Here is a 21251-nt window from a genome sequence, read left to right as displayed (position 1 = left end):
ACAACGTCATCTGAGGGAGACGTCAAATATGAGCCTGTCCGCAACCATCGCTCCTCACCTGCCTTTCCTCCGCCGTTTCTCGCGCGCCGTGTCGGGATCGCAGGAAAGCGGTGACGCCCTGGTTGCTGCGATGCTGGAGGCCATCATCGCCGACACCGAAGTTTTCCCCAAGGCATCGAGCGATCGCATTGCGCTGTACAAGGTCTTTGCCAGGCTTTTCACTTCGATTGCGATCCGCGTGCCGCAAGAGCATGCGCAGACAGCTTGGGAGCAGCGGGCGGCCGCCAATCTCAACGCAATCGCGCCGCGGCCGAGGCAAGCTTTCCTGCTGGTCGCCGTAGAGGGTTTCAGCGAGGATGAAGCCGCGGAAATCCTCGATGCCGACGAACAGGAGTTCTCCGAATTGCTTGCCCAGGCAAGCAGCGAGATTTCCCGCCAGGTCGCGACCGACGTGCTGATCATCGAGGACGAGCCGCTGATCGCCATGGACATCGAGGAAATGGTCGAAAGCCTCGGCCATCGCGTTGTCGGCACCGCCCGCACGCACGCCGAGGCGGTCGCCGTTTTCGGCAAGACGCGTCCGAAAATGGTGCTGGCCGACATCCAGCTCGCCGATGGCAGCTCGGGCATAGAGGCCGTTAATGAGATCTTGTCCTCGACGCCGGTGCCGGTGATCTTCATCACCGCTTTCCCTGAGCGCCTGTTGACCGGCGAGCGTCCCGAACCGGCGTTTCTGGTGACCAAGCCCTTCAATCCAGACATGGTGAAGGCCCTGATCAGTCAGGCGCTGTTCTTCGACCGGCAGGCGAAAGCCGCGGCCTGACCGCATGTCCGATCATTGAGCTCTCATGCGAGGCGCCCGCGCCTCGCAAGATGCGGCGCGGAGTCCCATCCGTGAAGCGTTTTCAGGGGATCGTCTTTTTCCGCAAATGGTGGAACAAACGCCATCCAGCAACGTTTTTTCCAGGACGTTAGAAGGAGAGATATCATGCTGTACTGGGCGCTCGTTTTTCTTGTGGTCGCGATCATCGCCGGCGCGCTTGGGTTCGGCGGCATCGCCGGCACGTCGGCTGGCATCGCGCAGATATTGTTCTTCGTCTTCCTTGCTTTCCTGGTGATCTCACTCATCGCCGGCCTCGTCAGGAGAACCTGACCAGGGGCAGTGCCGAACACTGGAAGCCGCACCCCTCAAACGGTTTCCAGCCACCGCCGGGCGATGTCCCCAAAAGGATGTCGTCCGGCGGACCGCTTTTGGGCAGCGTAAGTGTCAGTAGGTCAAGACCGGGGCAGCAATCCTCGTAAGCCGTTCGCGCCTGGATGCGGGAAGTATCGAATGCGTTCCAAGGCCTCAGAGAAGGACTATACGCAAGAGCGCAGCGACGAAGTAATCGCGATGCATCCGGCGGAAAGCGGGATGCAGGTGGGGCGCGCGCTGCTCCACGCGCTCCACAATGCTGGAATTTCGGTCCTCTACCAGGATCGTGAAATGAAGACCGTCTGGGCGCGCAACATGCGCGCCCCGTGGGCGTGCGAGACGGCCGAGGGCAAGGATGTGCTTTCCCCCGCGCAGTCCGAGCGCATAGGCGCAGCCAAGCGCAAGGTGATTGAAACCGGCAACCCGGATCGCCTCGAGCTCGGCATTTCCGACAGTGACGGCGTGCGCTGGTTCCATGTCTGGATCGATGCCGATCGCAGCGACTCCGGCGAGGTTCAGGGCGTCGTCACCACCATGGTCGAGACGACGGAGCAGAAGCGCCGCGAGCAGACGCTGAAGACGCTGCTGCGAGAGGTCAGCCATCGCTCGAAGAATCTTCTGGCCATCATCCAGAGCATAGCCACCCAGACCGGACGCTACTCGGAGACGCTCGGCGATTTCCTGACGCACTTTCGCGGCCGCATCCAGTCGCTCGCCTCGTCTCAGGATCTGGTGACATCCTCCAACTGGCGGGGAGCGGCGCTTCGTGAGCTCGTGTCCGGCCAGGTCGGCCGCTATAGCGCCGATCCAAGTCGCAGCCTGCGTTTCGATGGGGAGAACCCTTACCTCAATCCGAACGCTGCCCTTCATATCGGACTGGCCATGCACGAGCTGGCCGTGAATTCGGTAAGCTACGGCGCCCTGTCGCAGCCTGACGGACGGATCAGGGTAAGCGCCAGGATCGCGGCCGGCAGCGAGACTTCGCCTGGCCTTTTGCTGATTTGGACAGAAAGGATCGGCGCCGGTCGGCGCACCGAAAATCGTTTTGGCAGCGTCGCCCTCGAACGCGTCGTGCCGACGTCGCTGAACGGCTCCGCCAGTCTCGATATCGACGACGATCGTCTCGAATATCGCCTGACCATCCCGCGCGGCAATTTCGAGATAGAATGACAACCACGTCCCGGGGCAACGGTCAGCCGCCGGAGAGGCGTTTAACCTGCTGTTCACCATAAAATCCGATTGTGTTCCCCGGCAGAAGCAACTCCAGGATAGCGCGCAATGCCCTTCCGAGTTGCGTAAACCTTGGAGTGGATCGGCGATCCCGTGAGGAGCTGAACCGCTCGCGACGCATCAAACCCAGCCGCGCAATCACACCGCGATTTGGGAGGAACCGAAGATGATTGCCGATATGAACAGGCTGGAGCGGGCCGCCCGCGTCTCGATGGGCGGCTTCCAGGACGCCGAAGCACCGCCTCGCCCCGTTCCTCCCATCCATCGCTTCGCCTCGGCGCCGTCGCCCTTGTTGCTGCTCTCGTGCTGGCGGTGGACTGGCAACTGGCCTGATCTTTCCAATCGAGCAGCCGGCCGGCGCCAAGGGCACGCGCCATTGCGCGCCGACTCCGCCGAGCAGGAACTTTTGAGCGGCAACAATCGTTCTTTGCGGCGGGAGGATTCGACCCGTGGAACACATCGCCGCCTTGCTCCTCGTCATTGGCTGCTCGGACACCATGACCGATTGCCGCGAACTGTCGGTGCCGGTCAGCGTCTTCGAGACTTTCGAGGCTTGCATCGCCGAACGGCCGTTTGCGCTGGGCGACCTGCAGGGGCGCACGCCGCGTGTCAAGGGCGAGTGCCTTGCCGTCGATCCGGCACTTGAAGACGACTACGATCAACTGCTGTGGACCGTGCGTCCCGACGGCAGGCTCGTCGCGTCGCTGGAAACTTCCGGCGCGCTTGTCGCGTCAAACGGCGCACGCCCGTAAGACACTCTCTTCAGCAATAACAAGATCGGGCAGGCAAAGCCCGTTTTTTCGTGCTAAACGGCGGTTGGCACTGCCAAAAGTGAGGACAAAAGCGAGGAGCTATTTATGCGGAAAATGATCATTGCCATGGTTGCCGTGGTCGCCGTTAGCGGCTGCACCACGACTGAGCAGGATGTCGTCGGGGGCGGCTTGATCGGCGCCGGCGTCGGCGGCCTGGTCGGCGGCGGCAGGGGCGCGCTGATCGGCGCGGCTGTGGGCGCCGGGTCCGGCCTGTTGGTTCGCAACCTGCGCAATGGCTATTGCGTGTATCGCCGCTCTGACGGCACGAGATACAAGGCCCGCTGCAACTGATTTTCCGCGAGACACAGTCATCTACCCGGGGGGCCGACCAGCGGTCCCCGGGTAGATCCTCGTTGGACCCTGACTGACGGGCGCTCAGCCTGGCAGGGGTATTCGGATTTCCACCTTAAGCCCGTCGGCCCGGTAGTCGCGCTTGATCGTACCGCGCAATTCGCGCGTGACATTGAGATCGATCAGCTTGGTGCCGAAACCGGTCTTTGCCGGCGGCTCCAGTTTCTTCTGCCCGGCCTCGCGCCAATTGAGCACCAGCGTCCGCTCCCGGCCACGTCCTTCGACCCGCCACTCGACCTTCAGGGCGCCCACCGAGTTGCCGGCCTCGCCATATTTCAGCGCGTTGGTGGCAAGCTCGTGAAAGGTCAGGCCGAGCGCTTGCGTCGTCGTCTCGTCAAGCAGCACTTCCGGCCCCGACAATATGCCTTCGGAAAGCTCTTTGCCGAACACCTGCCCGAGCTCGGTGCGCAGCAGGTCGCCGAGGTCCGCTTTCTGCCAGCGCGAGCGTGTCAGCATGTCCTGCGACGCGGCCATCGCCTGCAACCGCGCCGAGAATGATGCCGAGAACTCCTTCACGTCCGTGGCCTGCGAAGCAGTCTGCCGCGCGATCGCCAGCACCCTGGTGATCGAGTTCTTGATGCGGTGCTTCATCTCCTGCAGGATCAGCTCCTTTTCCAGCAGGCTCTTCTCCGTCGCCTCATGCAGCAGCGACTTCGCCTCGTAGGCGCGCTCCTGATAGCGGGCCACCAAGGCAATCGCCCCGGCGAGCAGCAGACCGAACAGCCCGAGCATCACGGGAATAGCGCGCGAGGAAGGCAGCGCGAAAGCGCTCGTCGGCCGAAACAGGACAGTCCAGGGTCGGCCGGCCACGACGATATCCCGGCGCGCCAGCAGCTTTCCGCCGAGCGATTCGGCCGGCGGCGCCTCCGACCGGAACAGGAGATTGTCGGCTCCCGGCTGGCCGTCGAAGATTTCGACGTTGACCGGCAGCAGCGGAGCCTTGCTGAGCGCCACCTGGAACAGATCGCGTGCGCGGAAGGAGGCGTAGAGGAAGCCGGCGGTCGAGGAGCGGCTGGCATTGATGACGTCCGGGGCCGTTTCCACGTTCAGCCGCACGAAGACCAGAAATCCGGGGAATGTCTGCTCCAGCCCTTGTCCCTGGCCAAGTTGAACGAGCCCACTGGCGTGCTGCCGGTCGTCGGCCATGGCCTTCTCGATTGCCGCCCGCCGTGCCGGGTCGCTGAACATGTCGAAGCCGATGATCGACTGGTTGGAGGTATCGAGCGGCTCGAAAAGCACGATGGGCGTGCGCCATTGCTGCTGCGTGATTGCCGGATAGACCGGGTGGGCCGAACCGCGAGCGCGCAGGATGTCGCGCTCGAGCGTGGCCTCGTCGCCGGTCTTGGCCAGCCTCAGGAAGCCGATGCCGCGCAGTCCGGCGAAATTGTCGTCGATGTCGAGCGCGGTGAGGAAGGCCTTGAACTCGCCGCGCGTGATATCGCCGTTACGAGCATCGAACAGCGCCTGGGTCGAGCGCAGCAGCGACAGATGCAGGTCGATGCGGCTCTCGATGCGGTTGAGCGCATCGTCGGCGGTTCCCTCGAACTTGATGCGTGCCGCCTCCTGGGTCGCGAAATAGGCGAACCCCGCCATCGTCAGGCTGATCAGCGCGACGGCGATGAAGGCGACGATCGGGAAAAGCTTTTTCAATGCAGGGTGCGGCCCATGGATGGTTGGCTACCTTTATGGGCAAGTCTCCGCGCCAATACAATGGCAAGGCCAACCCAACGCCGCGATTGGCTCATCAAACAAGTCGCAAATTAGCCAACCAATTTATGGTCTTAGGCCGCGATTTTCAGCGCTCCCGGGCCTGGCATGGCGCCCGGCGGGCACTTGCCCAGAATGATCATGCCGAGCACCTCGTCTTGGGTCACGTCGCTGGTGCGCGCCGTACCGACGACCTGGCCGTTCTTCATGACGCAGACCCTGTCCGCCAGCTCGAACACGTCATGGATGTCGTGGCTGATCAGGAAAATGCCGATGCCGTCGGCCTTGAGCTGCCGCACCAGTTCGCCGACCTGGGCCGTCTCCTGAGGGCCGAGCGCTGCCGTCGGCTCGTCCATGATCAGGATTCGCGCGTTGAACAGGATCGCGCGCGCGATCGCCACCGACTGCCTCTGTCCGCCGGACAGCTTGATCACCGGCTCCTTGAAGCGCTGGAAGCGCGGATTGAGCCGGCCCATCACCTTGCGCGCTTCGGCCTCCATGGCGACGTCGTCGAGCGTGCCCCAGGCTGTCATCAGCTCGCGGCCAAGGAAAAGGTTGGCGGCGGCGTCGACATTGTCGGCAAGCGCCAGCGTCTGATAGATCGTCTCGATGCCGTATTTCTTGGCGTCGCGCGGGTTGGAGATTGCTGCCTCCTCGCCATTGACGAAGATCTGACCGGCATCGCGCTTGTAGGCGCCGGACAGTATCTTGATCAGCGTCGACTTGCCGGCCCCGTTATGGCCGAGCAGCGCCACCACTTCGCCGGGGAAGAGATCGATGGAGGCGTCGTCGACGGCGCGAATGCCGCCGAAGGCGATCGAGATGTTGCGCATGTCGACCAGCGCGGCGTCGGCGGGAGCGTTCTCGTCTGCCATGATGCTGCCTCCTTCACACCCGCTTGCGGTAGATGGTGTCGAGCCAGACCGCGATGACCAGCACGGCGCCGACGACGATGCTTTGCAGCGGCGAATCGACGCCGAGAAGCACCATGCCGGACTGCAGCGACTGCATCAGCAGCGCCCCGAGCATAGCGCCGAGCACGGTTCCCGAGCCGCCGGCGAGCGAGGTGCCGCCGATGACCGCCGCGGCGATGACCAGGAGCTCGTCCAGCGTGCCGAGCGCATTGGTCGACGAATTCTGCCGCGCCGACGAGATCGCCGCGGCGATCGTCGCCAGCACACCCATGATCATGAACACCTTCATGGTGATCCAGCGCGTGTTGATGCCGGCAAGGTTGGCCGCTTCCGGATTGCCGCCGATGGCAAAGACATAGCGGCCGAAGCGAGTGCGCTTGGTGATGAAGGTCATGACGAGGCCGACGGCGATCGCCATCAGCACCGGAATGGCGATGCCGTGGGCGATGAACAGGCCGCCTTCGGGGACGGTGAGGTTTTTGGCGGCGGCATAGCGGTTCACGATGCCGACCGGCCACGGATAGGAATTGGCCAGCCACACCGCGCCCATGATGACCGCGCAGGTGACCGCGCCGAGCAGCGTCTCGGCCCAGATCGGACGCAGCGGGAAACGGAAGCGCTTGCGCTGCACCCTGCCGTTGAACAGCGCAAACACCACGGCAACGCAGGCGACGATCCCGACGATCCAGCTCCATTTGGCGCCGATCGAGCCGGCCGGTCCGCCGCCCATCAGCTGGAAGGTGGCGTCGAGCGGCGCCACCGTCTGGCCGCTGGTGACCCACCAGGCAGCACCGCGCCAGACCAGCAGCCCGCCAAGCGTCACGATGAAGGCCGGCACTTCGAGATAGGCGATGACGAAGCCCTGGAAGGCGCCGATCAGCAGGCCGAGCGCCAGGCCGATCAACAGTGCCAGCACCCAGATCCAGGGATTGCCAAGCTCGAGCCCAACCATTCGCACCAGGAAATGCACTTGGGCAAAGCCCATCACCATGCCGATCAAACCCTCGGCGGATCCGACGGAGAGGTCGATGTTGCGCATGACGATGACCAGCACCATGCCGGAAGCCATGATGGCCACGGCCGAGGTCTGCACCGACAGGTTCCACAGGTTGCGCGGCGTCAGGAACGTTCGGCTGTCGAAATCGAGCGGATTGACGCCGAGCCGCAGGCTCGAGATGACATGCAGGCCGATCCAGATGATCAGCAGCGCGCCGACCATGCCGAGCATGCGTGTGTCGAGCTCGGTCGCCTTGAGGAAGCGCCCGACGGTGCTCAGTTCGGAAGCCCGCGCGCGATCCGCCGCCGGGTTGGCCGGCGTATCAGAGGTCGTATCGGTCATGATCTCCTCCCGCCGGCTTGCCGTCTGGCGCGGATGCCGGACCACGATGTTAGAGCAATTCCAGGAAAAAGTGCGTAGCCGCCTGGAATTGCGCGGAAACAAACGGCTGGAGCAGTTCGGCGATCCTGCCGGACAGTGAACTGCCCCAATGGTCTCCGGCTTCAGTACGCCCGAAAGCCTTTCGAGAAACGCCGCGGCCGTTGGGCCGCGGCGCTGCGTTTGAACCTGACGGCCAGCTTAGTTGCAGACCGCGACGCTGCCGGCGGCAACGCCCGCGCAGACTTCATCCTTCTTGATCCAACCCGCGTCGATGACGACGTTGAGATTATCCTTGGTGATTGCGACCGGGGTCAGGAACAGCGACTTGACGGTGTTGCCGCCAGGCGTCGTGAAGTCCTTGGCGCCCGCGATGTCGGTCATCTTCTTGCCGTCGGCGAGCTGCGAGGCGATCTCGGCGGCGTGCTTGCCGAGCTCGCGCGCGTCCTTCCACACCGACACCGTCTGGGTGCCGAGCGCGATGCGGTTGAGCGCGGCATGGTCGCCGTCCTGGCCCGAGACCGGAACGGTGCCGGCCAGCCCTTGCGCCGTCAGAGCCGCGACGACGCCGCCGGCGGTGCCGTCATTGGCCGCCACCACCGCGTCGACCTTGTTGTCGTTGGCGGTCAGGAACTGCTCCATGTTCTTCTGCGCATTGGCGGGAAGCCAGCCATCGGTATAGGCCTCGCCGACATTCTTGATCTTGCCGCTGTCGATGGCTTCCTTCAGCACTTCCATCGAGCCGGAGAACAGGAAATCGGCGTTCGGGTCGGCGCCCGAGCCCTTGATGAAGACGTAATTGCCCTCGGGCTTGGCCTTGAACACCTCGCGGGCCTGCATGCGGCCGACTTCCTTGTTGTCGAAGGTCAGATAAAACACGTCCTTGTTCTCGATCAGGCGGTCGTAGCCGACGACCGGAATGCCTTCGTCGAGTGCCTTCTGCACCGCCGGTCCGATCGCCGAGGCGTCCTGCGCCAGGATTATCAACGCATTCGCGCCCTGCGAGATCAGGCTTTCGACGTCGGTCAGCTGCTTGCCTGGATTGGACTGTGCGTCGGCGGATATGTACTTGTCGCCGGCGGCCTCGATCGCCTTCTTCATCGCCGCTTCGTCGGTCTTCCAGCGCTCTTCCTGGAAATTGGACCACGAAACGCCGATCACCTTGTCCTTCGCCTCGGCGACCGACGCCAACGTCAACGACATGGCGACGCCCGCCAGAATGGCGGCTGCGAATCTCTTCATGATATCCTCCCTGCGCCCCTCGCGGCGCGACCCAGACTGGCCCGAAGGCCATGTAGAGGCTTTTTTTCGAGCCTCGAAAAAATACTGATCGAACGCTAAAGCGCTGTCAACTGCAATTCTGACGGTTTTTGAGGTGTCGCGTACTTTTTTTCGAGACCCGCAATAAATAATGACAGTGCCGACCGCTTCTGCCACTATCGCGGAACAGTTCGGAGGAAGCGCAGACCGCGTCCACCGAATATTTTAAAAAACCAGGACGGTTCGGGTGCCGGCGTCCGGGACTGAACCAATCTGGTGCGTCGCCGAGTCCTGTGCATGATCGAGAGGCCGCGCTGACTGGGAGGAGACAAAATGTCGGTCGGAATCCGCCACGACGACCTGCGCCGGCGCAACCGCGCCATGGTGCTCTCGGCCGTGCGCCGGGCCGGCCAGCCGTCGCGCACGGAAATCGCCGCGACCACCGGGCTCAGCCATTCGACCATTTCGGCGATCTCTTCCGACCTGATCCAGGAAGGCATCCTGGCCGAGAGCAAGCCGAGCGAGACCGCGTCTCTGAAGCGCGGCCGGCCACAGGTGGGCCTCGCGCTCAAGCCGGAGGCGGCGGCGGTGGTGACAGTGGTGCTGTCGCTCAATTTCCTCTCGGTCGCCGTTATCGATTATGCGGGCCAGGTCATCGCCGAGGAGCAGCGCCGCCTCGATACGCTCACCATGCCGCGCGACGAGCTGATCGGCGAATGCTTGGCGATCGTGCGGCGCCGGCTGGACGATCCGGACCTCGACGTCGGCAGCGTCGCCCGCATCGCCATGGGCATCCAGGGCATCACCGATTCCCATGCCCGCGCCATGCTGTGGTCGCCGATCACGCCGCTGACCGACATTCCCTTCGCCGACATCCTGGAAAAGGAATTCGGCATTCCGGCCACCATGGAAAACGACTGCAACATGATGGCTGTGGCGCTGCAGTGGCGCGATCCCCACCGCTATCGCGACAATTTCATCGCCATTCTGCTCTCGCACGGCATCGGCATGGGCCTGGTGCTGAAGGGCGAGCTGTTCACCGGCACACATTCGTCCGGCGGCGAGTTCGGCCACATGATCCATCGTCCGAGCGGCGCGCTCTGCCGTTGCGGACGCCGCGGCTGCGTCGAGGCCTATGCCGGCAACTACGCCATCTGGCGCAGCGCCATGAAGATGAGCGAGGACGCCGAGCCGATCGATGTCGGCGACGCCGACATGCGGGCGCTCGCCGCCAAGGCGCGCGAGACAGATGGCCCGGAGCGCGAGGCCTATCGCCGGGCCGGGGAGGCGCTGGGCTTCGGCCTTGGCAGCCTGTTCGCGCTGATCGACCCGGCGCCGGTCGCCATGGTCGGCGTCAGCGCCGCCGCCTTCGACCTGATCGAGCCGGCGCTGCGCGAGGCGATCGCCCAGACCGCCGGCGGCCAGCATTCAAATTCGATCTCCTTCGATACCGAGCCGAACGAATTGCCGCTGATCCGCGAAGGCTGCGCCGTGCGCGCGCTGACCTTCGTCGACCAGGAGATTTTCGCCTCGGGCGTGCAGGCAAGAGCGGGCAAGAACGTAGCCTGAGCAGCTTCGAGAGCGATCGTTAGCTTCCGAGCATCCTGCAGACGCCGGAGATTAGTGAAGCCCCCCGCAGCTTCGTCATTCCAGGGCGGAGCAGGAGCGGAGCTCCCTCCGCCCGTGGATGACGAAGCACAGGCGTCTCGGCTACCCACCAACGCAGATCCCGGAATTGCCGAACCCGTCAGAACATCGAGCCGAGGATCTAGTCTTCCTTGATCGCATAGCCCGCCCCGCGAATGGTGCGGATCACATCGGGCATCCGGCCGTTGTTGACCGCCTTGCGCAGGCGTCCGACATGCACGTCCACGGTGCGCTCGTCGATATAGATCGTCTCGCCCCAGACATTGTCGAGCAGCTGGCTGCGCGAGAACACCCGGCCGGGATGCCGCATCATGAATTCCAGCAGCCGGAACTCGGTCGGACCGAGCCTGATCTCGCTCTTCTTGCGGTAGACGCGGTGCGATTCGCGGTCGAGGACGATGTCACCGACCTTGAGCACGCTGGACAGCACCTCCGGCTTGGCGCGGCGCAGCAGCGCCTTGACCCTGGCCATGAACTCCGGTGTCGAGAACGGCTTGACCAGATAGTCGTCGGCGCCCGTCGAGAGGCCGCGCACCCTGTCGCTTTCCTCGCCGCGCGCCGTCAGCATGATGATCGGCAGGCGTTCGGTCTCGGGCCGCATCCTGAGGCGCCGGCAAAGCTCGATGCCGGACACCGCCGGCACCATCCAGTCGAGCACCAGCAGGTCGGGCACATTCTCCTGCAGGCGGATCTCGGCCTCGTCGCCGCGCGTCACCACCTCGACCTGATAGCCCTCGGATTCGAGGTTGTAGCGGAGCAGCACCCCCAGCGGCTCCTCGTCCTCCACCACCATGATGCGTGGCGCGATCATTTAGCAGGCACCTTCGCTGTCAGGCCGCCGGCGCCGACATCGCCGTCTCGTCCTGCTTAGGACGATTCGCGGGCAATTGCGTGCCGGTCAGCACATAGTAGGCGTTCTCGGCGATGTTGGTGACGTGATCGCCGATGCGCTCCAGATTCTTGGCGCAGAACAACAGATGCGTGCAAGCCGTGATGTTGCGCGGATCCTCCATCATGTAGGTCAGGAGCTCGCGGAAGACGGAGGTGTATTTGACGTCGATGCGCTCGTCGTCGTTGCGGAGCTTGGCGAGCGCCGTGGCGTCGCCGGTCGCGTATTCCTCGATCACGCCCTGGACCTGGATCAGCACCAGCTGCGCCATCGAGTCGATGGAGTGCGAAAGGTCGCGCGGCGCGGCGCTGATGCCGACCGAGCCGACGCGCTTGGCGATGTTCTTGGCAAGGTCGCCGATGCGCTCGAGATCGCCGGCCATGCGGATGGCGCCAACGACGCTGCGCAGGTCGTCGGCCATCGGCTGGCGTTTGGCAATCAGCGTGATGGCGCGATCGTCGAGCTCGCGCTGGCGCGCGTCCATGATGGCATCGTCGGAGACCACGCGCTGCGCCAGCGCGTTGTCGGAATTCAGCAGAGCCTTGGTCGACGCGCCGACCATCGAGCCGGCAAGATCGCCCATGTCGCGGATGAGCTGGCTGATCTGCCTCAGATCCTCGTCGAAGGAAGCGACCGTATGGGCCATGGTTATGTCCTCGTATGAACTCAGCCGAAGCGGCCGGTGATGTAGTCCTGCGTGCGCTTCTCGCGGGGCGAGGTGAAGATCTTCTCGGTCCGGTCGAATTCGATCAGCTCGCCGAGATACATGAACGCCGTCTGCCGCGACACGCGCGCCGCCTGCTGCATGTTGTGGGTGACGATCACGATCGTGTAGTCGGCCTGCAGCTCGTCGATCAGCTCCTCGATCTTGGCGGTCGAGAGCGGATCGAGCGCCGATGCCGGCTCGTCGAGCAGGATGACCTCCGGCTTCACCGCCACGGTGCGGGCGATGCAGAGCCGCTGCTGCTGGCCGCCCGAAAGGCTCTGGCCACTGGCGTTGAGCTTGTCCTTGACCTCGTTCCACAGCGCGGCGCGCTTCAGCGCCTGTTCGACGCGATTGTCCATCTCGGCCTTGCTGATCTTCTCATACAGCCTGACGCCGAAGGCGATGTTCTCGTAGATCGACATCGGGAACGGCGTCGGCTTCTGGAACACCATGCCGATCTTGGTCCTGAGCAGGTTGAGGTCCTGCGAGGGGTCGAGGATGTTCTTGCCGTCGAGCAGCACCTGGCCTTCGGCGCTCTGCTTCGGGTAGAGCTCGTAGATGCGGTTGAGCACGCGCAGCAGCGTCGACTTTCCGCAGCCCGAAGGTCCGATGAAGGCGGTGACGCTGCGCTCGGGCAGCGACAGGTTGATGTCCTTCAGCGCCTTCGACTGGCCATAGTAGAAGTTGAGGTTCTTGACTTCGATCTTGGCCTTCTCGGCGGTCGTCTCGGCTACGTTCAGGTCGGTGGACAACATCGGTTTCATCTGTCCTCTCTGCGTCCGGTAAGGCTGCGGGCGAAGATGCTCAGCCCGAGAACCGTCAGGGTGATTATCAGTGCGCCCGTCCAGGCCAGTTGCTGCCATTCCTCATAAGGGCTCAGCGCAAACTGGAAGATGGTCACCGGCAGGCTGGCCATCGGCGCGTTGAGATTGCTCGACCAGAACTGGTTGTTGAGCGCTGTGAAGAGCAGCGGCGCCGTCTCGCCCGAAATGCGGGCGATTGCCAGCAATATGCCCGTGACGATGCCGGACAGTGCGGCGCGATAGGCGACCGAGCGGATCACCACCCAGCGCGGCGCGCCGATGGCGGTGCCAGCCTCGCGCAGCGCGTTGGGCACAAGGTTCAGCATGTCCTCGGTGGTGCGCACGACAACGGGGATCACCAGGATCGACAGCGCCACCGCGCCGGCGATCGCCGAGAAATGACCCATCGGCCGCACCATCAGCTCGTAGACGAACAGGCCGACGATGATCGACGGCGCCGACAACAGGATGTCGTTGATGAAGCGCACCACTGTCGTGAGGCGCGAGAAGCGCCCGTACTCGGCCATATAGGTTCCGGCGAGCACGCCGATCGGCGTGCCGACGACGATGCCGATGACGGTCATCACGATGCTGCCGTAGATGGCGTTGAGCAGGCCGCCGGCGTCGCCGGGCGGCGGTGTCATTTGCGTGAACACCGAAAGCGAGAGCCCCGAGAGTCCCTTATAGAGAAGGGCGCCGAGGATCAGCGCCAGCCAGACGAGGCCGATGCCCGCCGCTATGGTGCACAGCGCCATCATCACGGCGTTCTTGCGCTTGCGGCTTCGGTGGAGCGATGCGGCTGTCGACATCGGTCAGGCTCCCGTGCGGCTATCGATGCGCAACAGCATGTAGCGTGCGAGCGCGAGGATGATGAAGGTGATGATGAACAGGATCAGTCCGAGTGCCACCAGTGAGGACGTGTAAAGCTCGCCGTCGGCTTCGGTGAATTCGTTGGCGATGGTCGCCGAGATCGTCGTGCCGGGCGCAAACAGCGAGGCGCTGATGCGGTGCGCATTGCCGATGACGAAGGTGACGGCCATCGTCTCGCCGAGCGCGCGGCCAAGACCGAGCATGACGCCGCCCATGATGCCGACCCGCGTATAGGGGATGACCACACGCCGGGTCACTTCCCAGGTTGTGCAGCCGATGCCGTAAGCCGATTCCTTCAGCACCGCTGGCACCGTGTCGAACACGTCCTTGGTGATCGAGGTGATGAAGGGCAGCACCATGATGGCCAGGATCAGCGACGACGTCAGCAGGCCGATGCCGTAGGGCGGACCGGCAAACAGGCTGGCGAGACCCGGTATGCCGTGGAAAAGATTGATGATGAACGGCTGTACCGTCGTCTGCAGGAATGGCGCGAAGACGAACAGGCCCCAGATGCCGTAGATGATCGAGGGAATGCCGGCGAGCAGCTCGACCGCGATACCGATCGGGCGCCTGAGCGGGCGCGGGCAGAGCTCGGTCAGGAAGACGGCGATGCCGATGCCGATCGGCACGGCAATGAGGATGGCGATGGCCGAAGTGACGACGGTGCCGTAGATGGGCGCGAGCGCGCCGAAATTCTCGGTCACCGGATTCCAGGATTCAGTAGTCAGGAAGGAGAAGCCGAACTTCGACAGCGCCTCCCACGAGCCGGCGATCAGCGAGACCGCGACGCCGCCCAGAAGAACCAGCACGAGTATGGCGGAGAGACGCGTGACCGTTCGGAAGATCGTGTCGGTCAGGGCGAAGCGGCGCACCGTCGCTTCCCTGGTCCGTATGGCGGACGATGTCACGGCTTCGGAAACGGCTGTCATTTCGCCCCTCGCATTTCGAAAGAGACAGGAGGGCGCCAGCGGCGCCCTCCTTATTCCGTAGGAATTACATGCCGGAGTAGAGCGGCTTGCCGTTGCTGTCGACGATGTCCTTGCTCCACATTTCCTCGACGCTCTTCACGACCGCGTCGGGCATCGGAACATAGTCCAGCTCGGCGGCCATGTCGTCGCCCTTGGCGTAGGACCAGGCGAAGAACTTGAGTGCTTCGGTGGTGGCCGCCGCATCATCGGGCTTCTGGTAGACGAGGATCCAGGTCGCGGAGGTCATCGGCCAGCTTTCAGCACCAGCCTGGTTGGCCAGAATGACGCCGTAGCCAGGCTTGGAGCTCCAGTCGGCATTGGCTGCAGCGGCCGAGAACGCGGCAGCGGTCGGCTCTACCTTCTTGCCGTCCTTATTGATCAGGTCGGTATAGGTGAGCTTGTTCTGCTTGGCATAGGCATACTCGACATAGCCGATCGCGCCACCGGTCTGCGCTACGTTGTTGGCGACGCCTTCGTTGCCCTTGGCGCCGATGCCCACCGGCCACTCGAGCGCGGTATTGACGCCGACCTTCGACTTCCAGTCGGCGCTGACTTCGGCCAGATAGTAGCTGAAGTTGAACGTGGTGCCCGAGCCGTCCGAACGGTGGACGACCGCGATCGCCTGGTCGGGCAGCTTGACGTCGGGGTTGAGCTTCTTGATCGCCTCGTCGTTCCAGTTGGTGATCTTGCCGACGAAGATGTCGGCCAGCGTCGGGCCGTCGAGCACCAGTTCGCCCGGCTTGACACCTTCGAGGTTGACGACCGGAACGATGCCGCCCATCACCATCGGGAACTGCGCGAGCCCGGTCGACTTGAGATCCTCGCCCTTGAGCGGCGCGTCCGAGGCGCCGAAGGTCACGGTCTTGGCCTTGATCTGCTTGATGCCGCCGCCGGAGCCGATCGACTGATAGTTGAGACCGATGCCGGTCTCCTTTTTGTAGGCGTCGGCCCACTTGGCATAGATCGGATAGGGGAAGGTAGCGCCGGCACCGGAGATGTCGGCCGCCATAGCGGCGGAGAGGGAAAGCGTGGATGCCGCAGCCATTGCAATCGCAACGGCCGCCGAGCGGATGAAATGTCTCATGTGGCCTGCTCCTGTTCGGAATATGGTCTTTCGGCAACCCTTGTCTATCGGCGCCTGGTGAGCGCAATAGACTTCGATTATTACAGTCGCATGACAGTTTCGTGTCAGCCCGGTAACGCCTGAACAGGGATGCCTGGGGGGCCTGCGGCCGCCATTTGCGGACCGAGCCGAAGTTTGCTGCGGGAATCAGCAGCTTGTCCGAGTTTTGAATCAAAAATTATCCCGGCGGCCGGGATCTCCGGCCGCCGGGAAATAAAATCCGGACGAGAGCGCGTTGCCTGTGCGCCAGAGCGGATCATGGCCTGGCCATCGCCGAAAACAGGTCCGTTGGGGTAGAGTCGACGCTGTTCCTTGCCGGCGGTCGCTGCTCCCGCCCGTAACCGAAGGGCGGAATCGACAGGAACTATTGTCCTGACCTGGCCTTCGTTTTGTATGGTGCGATCACACCATATGTCTGCGTTGGACGCAGATGACGGGCCTCGTCGACGACGCCGTGAACGGCCGCGCAGAAAGGCTGTTATCCGGCGCTGCGGCGAACTTCCGCGCCCGACCCGAGCCATCTTTCAAGCTTCTCGAGCAGCGCCTTCGGGCTGATCGGCTTCGGCAGGTAATCGTCCATGCCGGCTTCCAGGCAGCGCTCGCGGTCGCCCTTCAGCGCATGCGCGGTGACGCCGACGATCGGCACATGCGTGCCCATCTCGGCTTCGAGCCGGCGGATGGCCGCGGTCGCCTCCAGGCCGCTCATCTCGGGCATCGACACATCCATCAGGATCATGCGCGGGTTGAGCCTGCCGAAGGCGTCCAGCGCCTTGCGGCCGTTGCCGACGATTTCGAACTGGTATCCGGTCTCGCCCAGGATTTGCGTGAACACCATCTGGTTCACCTCGTTGTCCTCGGCGACGAGAATGTCGAGCCCGCGCTCCGCGCCGGCCAGGCGTGGACGGGCACGCGCCGGCGGCGGCTGCAGCAGGACGCGATCGGCCACCGTCGCCTGCGCCGTGGACGCCTGCGGCGCGCCGGCCCCGGTCTCGACGTCGCCGGTCAAGGCCGGATGGATGGCCGCCGTGCTGTGGCGATGACGCTGGATGGTGGCGACCAGCGTCTCCAGCAAGATCGAGGAACGCGCCGGCTTGATCAGCTGCGCATCGATGCCGAGATCGCGGTAGGCGGCGCTGGCGAGCGACTGGTCGACCGAGGTCAGCATGATGATCGGCGTGTGCGCGAGGCCGGCGGTGTTGCGCACGATGCGCGCCATTTCGGCGCCGGTCATGCCCGGCATCTGGTAGTCGAGCACGACGCAGTCGACAGGCACGCCGTAGGCGGCAGCCGCAATCAGCACCTTCAGTCCCTCGGCGCCGCTTTCGGCCGCGCAGGAATCGAAGGTCCACGAAGCCATCTGCTCGCTGAGGATCGCGCGGTTGACGGCATTGTCGTCGACGATCAGCACGCGCGCGCCGGTCACGTCGACCGGCATGATCCGCTGCCCGCCTCGCTCGGCCCGCGGCAGCGTGACGGTGAACCAGAAGGTCGAGCCCTTGCCCTCGGCGCTGTCGACGCCGATCTCGCCGCCCATCAGTTCGACCAGCCGCGAGGTGATGGCAAGGCCGAGCCCGGTGCCCTCGTGCCGTCTTGTCGAGGAGGTGTCGACCTGGCTGAATTTCTCGAACACCAGCTTCAGCTTGTCTTCGGGAATGCCGATGCCAGTATCGGTGACCGAGATGGCGAGCTTCGTCCCCGACGGAACGCGCTCGCCGGTCACGTCGACCAGCACATGGCCCTTGTCGGTGAACTTCACCGCATTGCCGAGCAGGTTGGTGACGATCTGTCGGATCCGGCCGACGTCGCCGACGAACTCACCGTCGAGGCCGGGCTGGACGCGAACGATGAGCTCGAGGTCCTTTTCCTTGGCGCGGGTCGACACCAACGTCGCCACATCCTCTATCGCCTCGGCAAGGTTGAAGGGCGCCGGGTCGAGCACGAGCTGGCCGGCGTCGATCTTGGAGAAGTCGAGGATGTCGTTGATGATGGTGAGCAGCGCGTTGCCCGATTTGACGATGATGTCGGTGAACGTCTTCTGCTTTGGGTCGAGGTCCGACTTGGCGAGCAACTCGGCCATGCCGAGCACGCCGTTCATCGGCGTACGGATCTCGTGGCTCATATTGGCGAGGAATTCCGACTTGGCGCGGTCGGCAAGCACGGCGCGCCGGCGCGCCTCGCTGAGCTCGGCCTCGCGCTGTTTCAGTTCCGTTATGTCCGTGGTCGACCCGATCAGATAGAGCGAACCGTCGGACGCGATCATCGCGCCCTTGCGCGCGAACTGGTGACGCACGCTGCCGTCGGGCAGCGTCACCTGTTCTTCGATCTCCTGCGTCTCGCCGGTGCGCAGCACCGCCAGGTCGCCGGCGACGAAAGCTTCGCCGTCCGCGCCGAAGATCTCGACGTCGGTCTTGCCGATCGCCTCTTCCTGGCTGAAGCCGGTGAGATCGCACCAGCCCTTGTTTACGTAGAATTGCCTTAGATCCGAACGCTTCGCGTAGATCGACACCGGCACGTTGTCGATCAGGTTGCGGAACACCTCGTTCTCGCTCATGCTTTCCTTGAGCGCCCGCTCGCGCGCCTTGACCTCGGTGATGTCGGTGCTGGAACCGACCAGATGCACCGATCCGTCGGTCGCGACGAGGCGGCTCTTGCGTGTCATCAGCTGCCGCACCGTGCCGTCGCGATGGCTGACAGGCTCCTCGACTTCGCGCCCCTTGCCGGTCGCGATGACCTCGGCATCGTCATGGCTGTAGCTTTCGGCGTCCTCGCAGCCGAAAAGCTGCCGGTCCGTCTTGCCGATGACGTCTTCCTTGGCAATGCCGGTCAGCGCGCACCAGGCCTTGTTGACGAACTCGATCGTAAGATCCTCGGCCTTGATGAACGCCGCCACCGGCAATTCGTCCATGACATGCCGGTAAAGGTCGATCTGCCGCATCGACTCGCGCAGCGCCTTCTCGCGGGCCTTGAGATCGGAAATGTCGACGCGCACCCCTATGAATGTGCCGTCGTCCGCTCTCATGTCGTAGACCTGGGACCAGCGACCGTCGGGATTGAGCCGTTCATAGGACGAATTGGGCAGGTGGTAACGTTTCAGCATGGCGTCGAGCCAGCGTTCTTTGTCGACACCATAGAGATTGTCGATCTCGACGTCGCCGCTCGACCGGAAATAGCCGGCGGAATGACCGAGAGCGAGCGCCTCGCGTAAGGTGCGGCCCGGCTGCCAGGCCGGCTTCAGCGCCGGCAAACTGTCATGCAGCTTGCGGTTGGCGAAGACGAATTCATCGTGGCGGTCATAGATGATGACGCCGGCCGGCAGCGACTCCAGCACCGTGGCGAGATTCTTGCGCGCATCCTCTGCCTCGGTCTCGCGATGCTTCATGTCGGTGATGTCGACATAGGAGATCAGACGCTTGCCGCCGGCAAGCGGTGCCAGCGAGGCGATCAGCACGCGGCCGTCATTGCGCGGCAACTGCCTGGAACCGGCAACGCCTGCCCGGATTTCGGCCTCGCGCTCGGCGATGTGGCGTTGCCAGCCCACCTCGTCGGCACCATAGGGGTCGGCGTCGCGGCTGGCCTCCATCAGCTCGCGGAAGCCGCAGCCGGCAGTGGCGCGAAGCGGATCGATCTTCCAGAAGTCGTAGAAGGCGCGGTTGATGATCTCCGCCCTGAGGTCGGCATCGAGGACAATGACGCCGATCGGCATCGAATCGACCGTCAGGCGAAGATTGGCGAGCGCCTCCGAGGTCGCGGCCGCATGCTGATCGGGGGCGAGGGGGACCGCCGCCTCGCCGCGCTCGACCGCGCCTTCGAAAAAACGGGCGGCGCCCATCTCGAAAGTACCGTCCCTATCCGCCATCCCTACCCCCAGGCCGAACCCTCCCGGTTCGCCGGCGGAATGTGCCCGACAAGCATTAACGATCGGCTAACCTTAACGATTCGCAACCGAACACGCCCGATGCCGTTAACGGGTTTTAGGCGGACGCCGGTCCGATCTCGCTGCGGTAATCCCTCCGTTGGCGAACCCACCGCTGCCGGGCTATAAAATCGGTGGGGGTATAGCTGATGCTTGGTCGAATGCTGACTTTTGTTCTCTGTCCGGCGCTGCTCGCGGCAAGCGGCTGCACGCGCAGCGACGACGGAACCGTCATCATTCCAAGCCGGATGGACGTCAGGCGCATTTGGGACAAGGCCCCGCCAGGAACAACAGCTTCGCGGCAGATCGCGACGGACGTATTTCCTCAGCCGCCGAGCGCCCCGGTGAGTTCCCCCAGTCGAAGACGTGTTTCGACGGCCCCTTCCTTTCAGCCGGATTTGGCTGATGCGTCCTCCCAGCCACAGAAGGCGCTCGCCTGCCGGAATGTCAGCGAACCCGGTAAGCGCTATCGCGTCGTCTGCGAGTAGCCTCGTAGCTACGATAAGATCGCGTGTTTCCTCACTGCGCGTGAAACCTTTGTGTGGTGTCTGGCGTTATCGGCGCAGCACGAAGGGGAGCGAAGATGTCTGTTCATTTCACCGTCTCAGGCCTGACGAGAAACCTGATCCATTCGCTTGGACTGGATCACGAGCGGGCCCCGAGGCGTCTGACACCCGAGCAAAATCTATTGCTGGAATGCTATCTGGCCGGACAAATTCCGGAATCGGCCTGGAGCGACTATGTCTTCGAGATGCCGCAACTGGAAAAACACGCCAATGCCCGCCGCGGGCGCAATCCGGCGTAGCGCTGTCCAGCAGCAAAGCGCCTCTTAGAAAGCATAGCCGTGTTTTCTATTGGAAATCGGCGAAGGCGAAACTGGGCAACTTGGCAGTTCTACTGCTGAATTGCTTTGGCGTTGTCCTTCGGCGAATTGAACTGAAGCGTAAAGATCTTCCCGGGAATTCCTTTGGCAAGCTCCGGCGAAAAGCTGAGCGGCAGGCAGTTCCGCAGGGCGACGGTCGCCGCGTCGACATAGGCCTGACGCGCCTTGTCATCGCCGTTGACCTTGATGGCCGTTGGCTTCGGCGGGCCGATCAGCGTGCCGTCGCGCCTGAAGCTGAAGCTCAAGGTGACCGAGGCAGTTCCGGCTTCGGCCGGCGGCGTCCAGCACGCCTGCAGCGCGGCGCCGACCTCGTTCATCGTGTTGAGCGATGCGGCATCTGCCGGAAAAGGCATCGCCAGCAGCGCGCCTGCGATCGCTGAAAGTCTAGCCGTGCTTCTCATGGCTCTGTCCTCGCCGCTTTCGCCCGTTCGCATGGTACGATCAACGACGCGGATGACAATAGAATTTCAACCGCGCCGGCAAACCGACAAAATCATGCTGCCGTGACGCTGGCGCGCCGGCGGAAAAGCAAAAAGGCCGGCGCTGAGCCGACCTTTCCTTCTCCTCGGCAATCGCGCCAGTACATCCGTGGTCGCAGCGAGGAC

The 21251-nt window shown here is 63.7% G+C and carries 19 protein-coding genes; 7 read left to right on the top strand and 12 right to left on the bottom strand.

The genetic code is table 11. The annotated features are described in order from the left end of the window. Nucleotides 1–28 precede the first annotated feature (28 nt). The 5 genes from CK218_RS17700 (at nucleotide 29) to CK218_RS17675 (ending at nucleotide 3528) form a co-directional block, all read left to right on the top strand. A complete protein-coding gene (locus tag CK218_RS17700) occupies nucleotides 29–823 on the top strand; it encodes a response regulator (protein WP_067002122.1) in 795 nt (264 codons plus the stop codon). A gap of 165 nt (nucleotides 824–988) precedes the next feature. Next, entirely contained in the window at nucleotides 989–1153 is a 165-nt protein-coding gene (locus CK218_RS17695; RefSeq protein ID WP_067002119.1) for a DUF1328 domain-containing protein, read from the top strand. A 180-nt stretch (nucleotides 1154–1333) separates the two neighbouring features. Beyond that, nucleotides 1334–2365 carry a PAS domain-containing sensor histidine kinase gene (locus tag CK218_RS17690; protein ID WP_095828402.1) on the top strand — a complete coding sequence of 344 codons (1032 nt, stop codon included), beginning with the start codon at nucleotides 1334–1336 and terminating at the stop codon, nucleotides 2363–2365. 509 nt (nucleotides 2366–2874) lie between these two features. Next, the gene (locus CK218_RS17680; RefSeq protein WP_095778170.1) at nucleotides 2875–3177 is read left to right on the top strand and encodes a hypothetical protein; all 303 of its coding nucleotides are present in this window, start codon (nucleotides 2875–2877) and stop codon (nucleotides 3175–3177) included. A 105-nt stretch (nucleotides 3178–3282) separates the two neighbouring features. Continuing rightward, nucleotides 3283–3528, top strand: coding sequence for a YMGG-like glycine zipper-containing protein (locus CK218_RS17675; protein ID WP_067319279.1), 246 nt, complete (start codon nucleotides 3283–3285; stop codon nucleotides 3526–3528). A gap of 84 nt (nucleotides 3529–3612) precedes the next feature. Here the strand turns inward: CK218_RS17675 and CK218_RS17670 are convergent, their stop codons facing one another. From CK218_RS17670 to xylF, 4 genes are all read right to left on the bottom strand, one after another. Beyond that, entirely contained in the window at nucleotides 3613–5238 is a 1626-nt protein-coding gene (locus tag CK218_RS17670; RefSeq protein WP_095828400.1) for a CHASE domain-containing protein, read from the bottom strand. Nucleotides 5239–5369: 131 nt separating this feature from the next. Beyond that, nucleotides 5370–6170 carry an ATP-binding cassette domain-containing protein gene (locus CK218_RS17665; RefSeq protein WP_095782497.1) on the bottom strand — a complete coding sequence of 267 codons (801 nt, stop codon included), beginning with the start codon at nucleotides 6168–6170 and terminating at the stop codon, nucleotides 5370–5372. Between the two features lie 13 nt (nucleotides 6171–6183). After that, nucleotides 6184–7548: a sugar ABC transporter permease gene (locus tag CK218_RS17660; protein ID WP_095782498.1), complete on the bottom strand. Its 1365-nt coding sequence runs from the start codon at nucleotides 7546–7548 to the stop codon at nucleotides 6184–6186. A 237-nt stretch (nucleotides 7549–7785) separates the two neighbouring features. Then, complete coding sequence (gene xylF, locus CK218_RS17655; protein ID WP_095828399.1) at nucleotides 7786–8826, bottom strand: D-xylose ABC transporter substrate-binding protein; 1041 nt, start codon at nucleotides 8824–8826, stop codon at nucleotides 7786–7788. A gap of 351 nt (nucleotides 8827–9177) precedes the next feature. Here xylF and CK218_RS17650 point away from each other — a divergent pair, with 351 nt between their 5' ends. Beyond that, on the top strand, nucleotides 9178–10413 hold the full coding sequence (locus tag CK218_RS17650; RefSeq protein ID WP_095828398.1) for an ROK family transcriptional regulator: 1236 nt from the start codon (nucleotides 9178–9180) through the stop codon (nucleotides 10411–10413). A 199-nt stretch (nucleotides 10414–10612) separates the two neighbouring features. Here CK218_RS17650 and phoB read toward each other — a convergent pair whose 3' ends face one another. The 7 genes from phoB to CK218_RS17615 all read right to left on the bottom strand — a co-directional run bounded on the left by phoB (nucleotide 10613) and on the right by CK218_RS17615 (nucleotide 19706). Next, complete coding sequence (phoB, locus tag CK218_RS17645; RefSeq protein ID WP_095828397.1) at nucleotides 10613–11302, bottom strand: phosphate regulon transcriptional regulator PhoB; 690 nt, start codon at nucleotides 11300–11302, stop codon at nucleotides 10613–10615. Between the two features lie 19 nt (nucleotides 11303–11321). Continuing rightward, the gene (gene phoU / locus CK218_RS17640; RefSeq protein ID WP_095828396.1) at nucleotides 11322–12026 is read right to left on the bottom strand and encodes a phosphate signaling complex protein PhoU; all 705 of its coding nucleotides are present in this window, start codon (nucleotides 12024–12026) and stop codon (nucleotides 11322–11324) included. Nucleotides 12027–12046: 20 nt separating this feature from the next. After that, nucleotides 12047–12850, bottom strand: coding sequence for a phosphate ABC transporter ATP-binding protein PstB (gene pstB, locus CK218_RS17635; RefSeq protein WP_095828395.1), 804 nt, complete (start codon nucleotides 12848–12850; stop codon nucleotides 12047–12049). Continuing rightward, nucleotides 12847–13698, bottom strand: a complete 852-nt coding sequence (gene pstA / locus CK218_RS17630) for a phosphate ABC transporter permease PstA (RefSeq protein ID WP_067002090.1) — start codon at nucleotides 13696–13698, stop codon at nucleotides 12847–12849. Before pstA ends, pstB begins: the two co-directional genes overlap by 4 nt. Nucleotides 13699–13701: 3 nt before the next feature. Continuing rightward, a complete protein-coding gene (gene pstC, locus CK218_RS17625) occupies nucleotides 13702–14688 on the bottom strand; it encodes a phosphate ABC transporter permease subunit PstC (RefSeq protein ID WP_067002087.1) in 987 nt (328 codons plus the stop codon). Between the two features lie 64 nt (nucleotides 14689–14752). After that, a complete protein-coding gene (gene pstS / locus CK218_RS17620) occupies nucleotides 14753–15811 on the bottom strand; it encodes a phosphate ABC transporter substrate-binding protein PstS (RefSeq protein ID WP_067002085.1) in 1059 nt (352 codons plus the stop codon). A 517-nt stretch (nucleotides 15812–16328) separates the two neighbouring features. Beyond that, on the bottom strand, nucleotides 16329–19706 hold the full coding sequence (locus CK218_RS17615) for a response regulator (protein WP_245435071.1): 3378 nt from the start codon (nucleotides 19704–19706) through the stop codon (nucleotides 16329–16331). A 640-nt stretch (nucleotides 19707–20346) separates the two neighbouring features. Between CK218_RS17615 and CK218_RS17605 the strand changes: the two genes are divergently transcribed. After that, nucleotides 20347–20568 (top strand): hypothetical protein, encoded by a 222-nt coding sequence (locus CK218_RS17605; RefSeq protein WP_067002082.1) that lies wholly within the window; start codon nucleotides 20347–20349, stop codon nucleotides 20566–20568. A gap of 89 nt (nucleotides 20569–20657) precedes the next feature. Here the strand turns inward: CK218_RS17605 and CK218_RS17600 are convergent, their stop codons facing one another. Further along, complete coding sequence (locus tag CK218_RS17600; RefSeq protein ID WP_245435075.1) at nucleotides 20658–20999, bottom strand: hypothetical protein; 342 nt, start codon at nucleotides 20997–20999, stop codon at nucleotides 20658–20660. Between the last annotated feature and the right edge of the window lie 252 nt (nucleotides 21000–21251).

Origin of the sequence: Mesorhizobium sp. WSM3879 (assembly GCF_002294915.1) — a bacterium.
GTDB lineage: Bacteria > Pseudomonadota > Alphaproteobacteria > Rhizobiales > Rhizobiaceae > Mesorhizobium.
The sequence above is the reverse complement of the archived record's forward strand: the minus strand, read 5'-3'. Positions and strand labels throughout refer to the sequence as shown.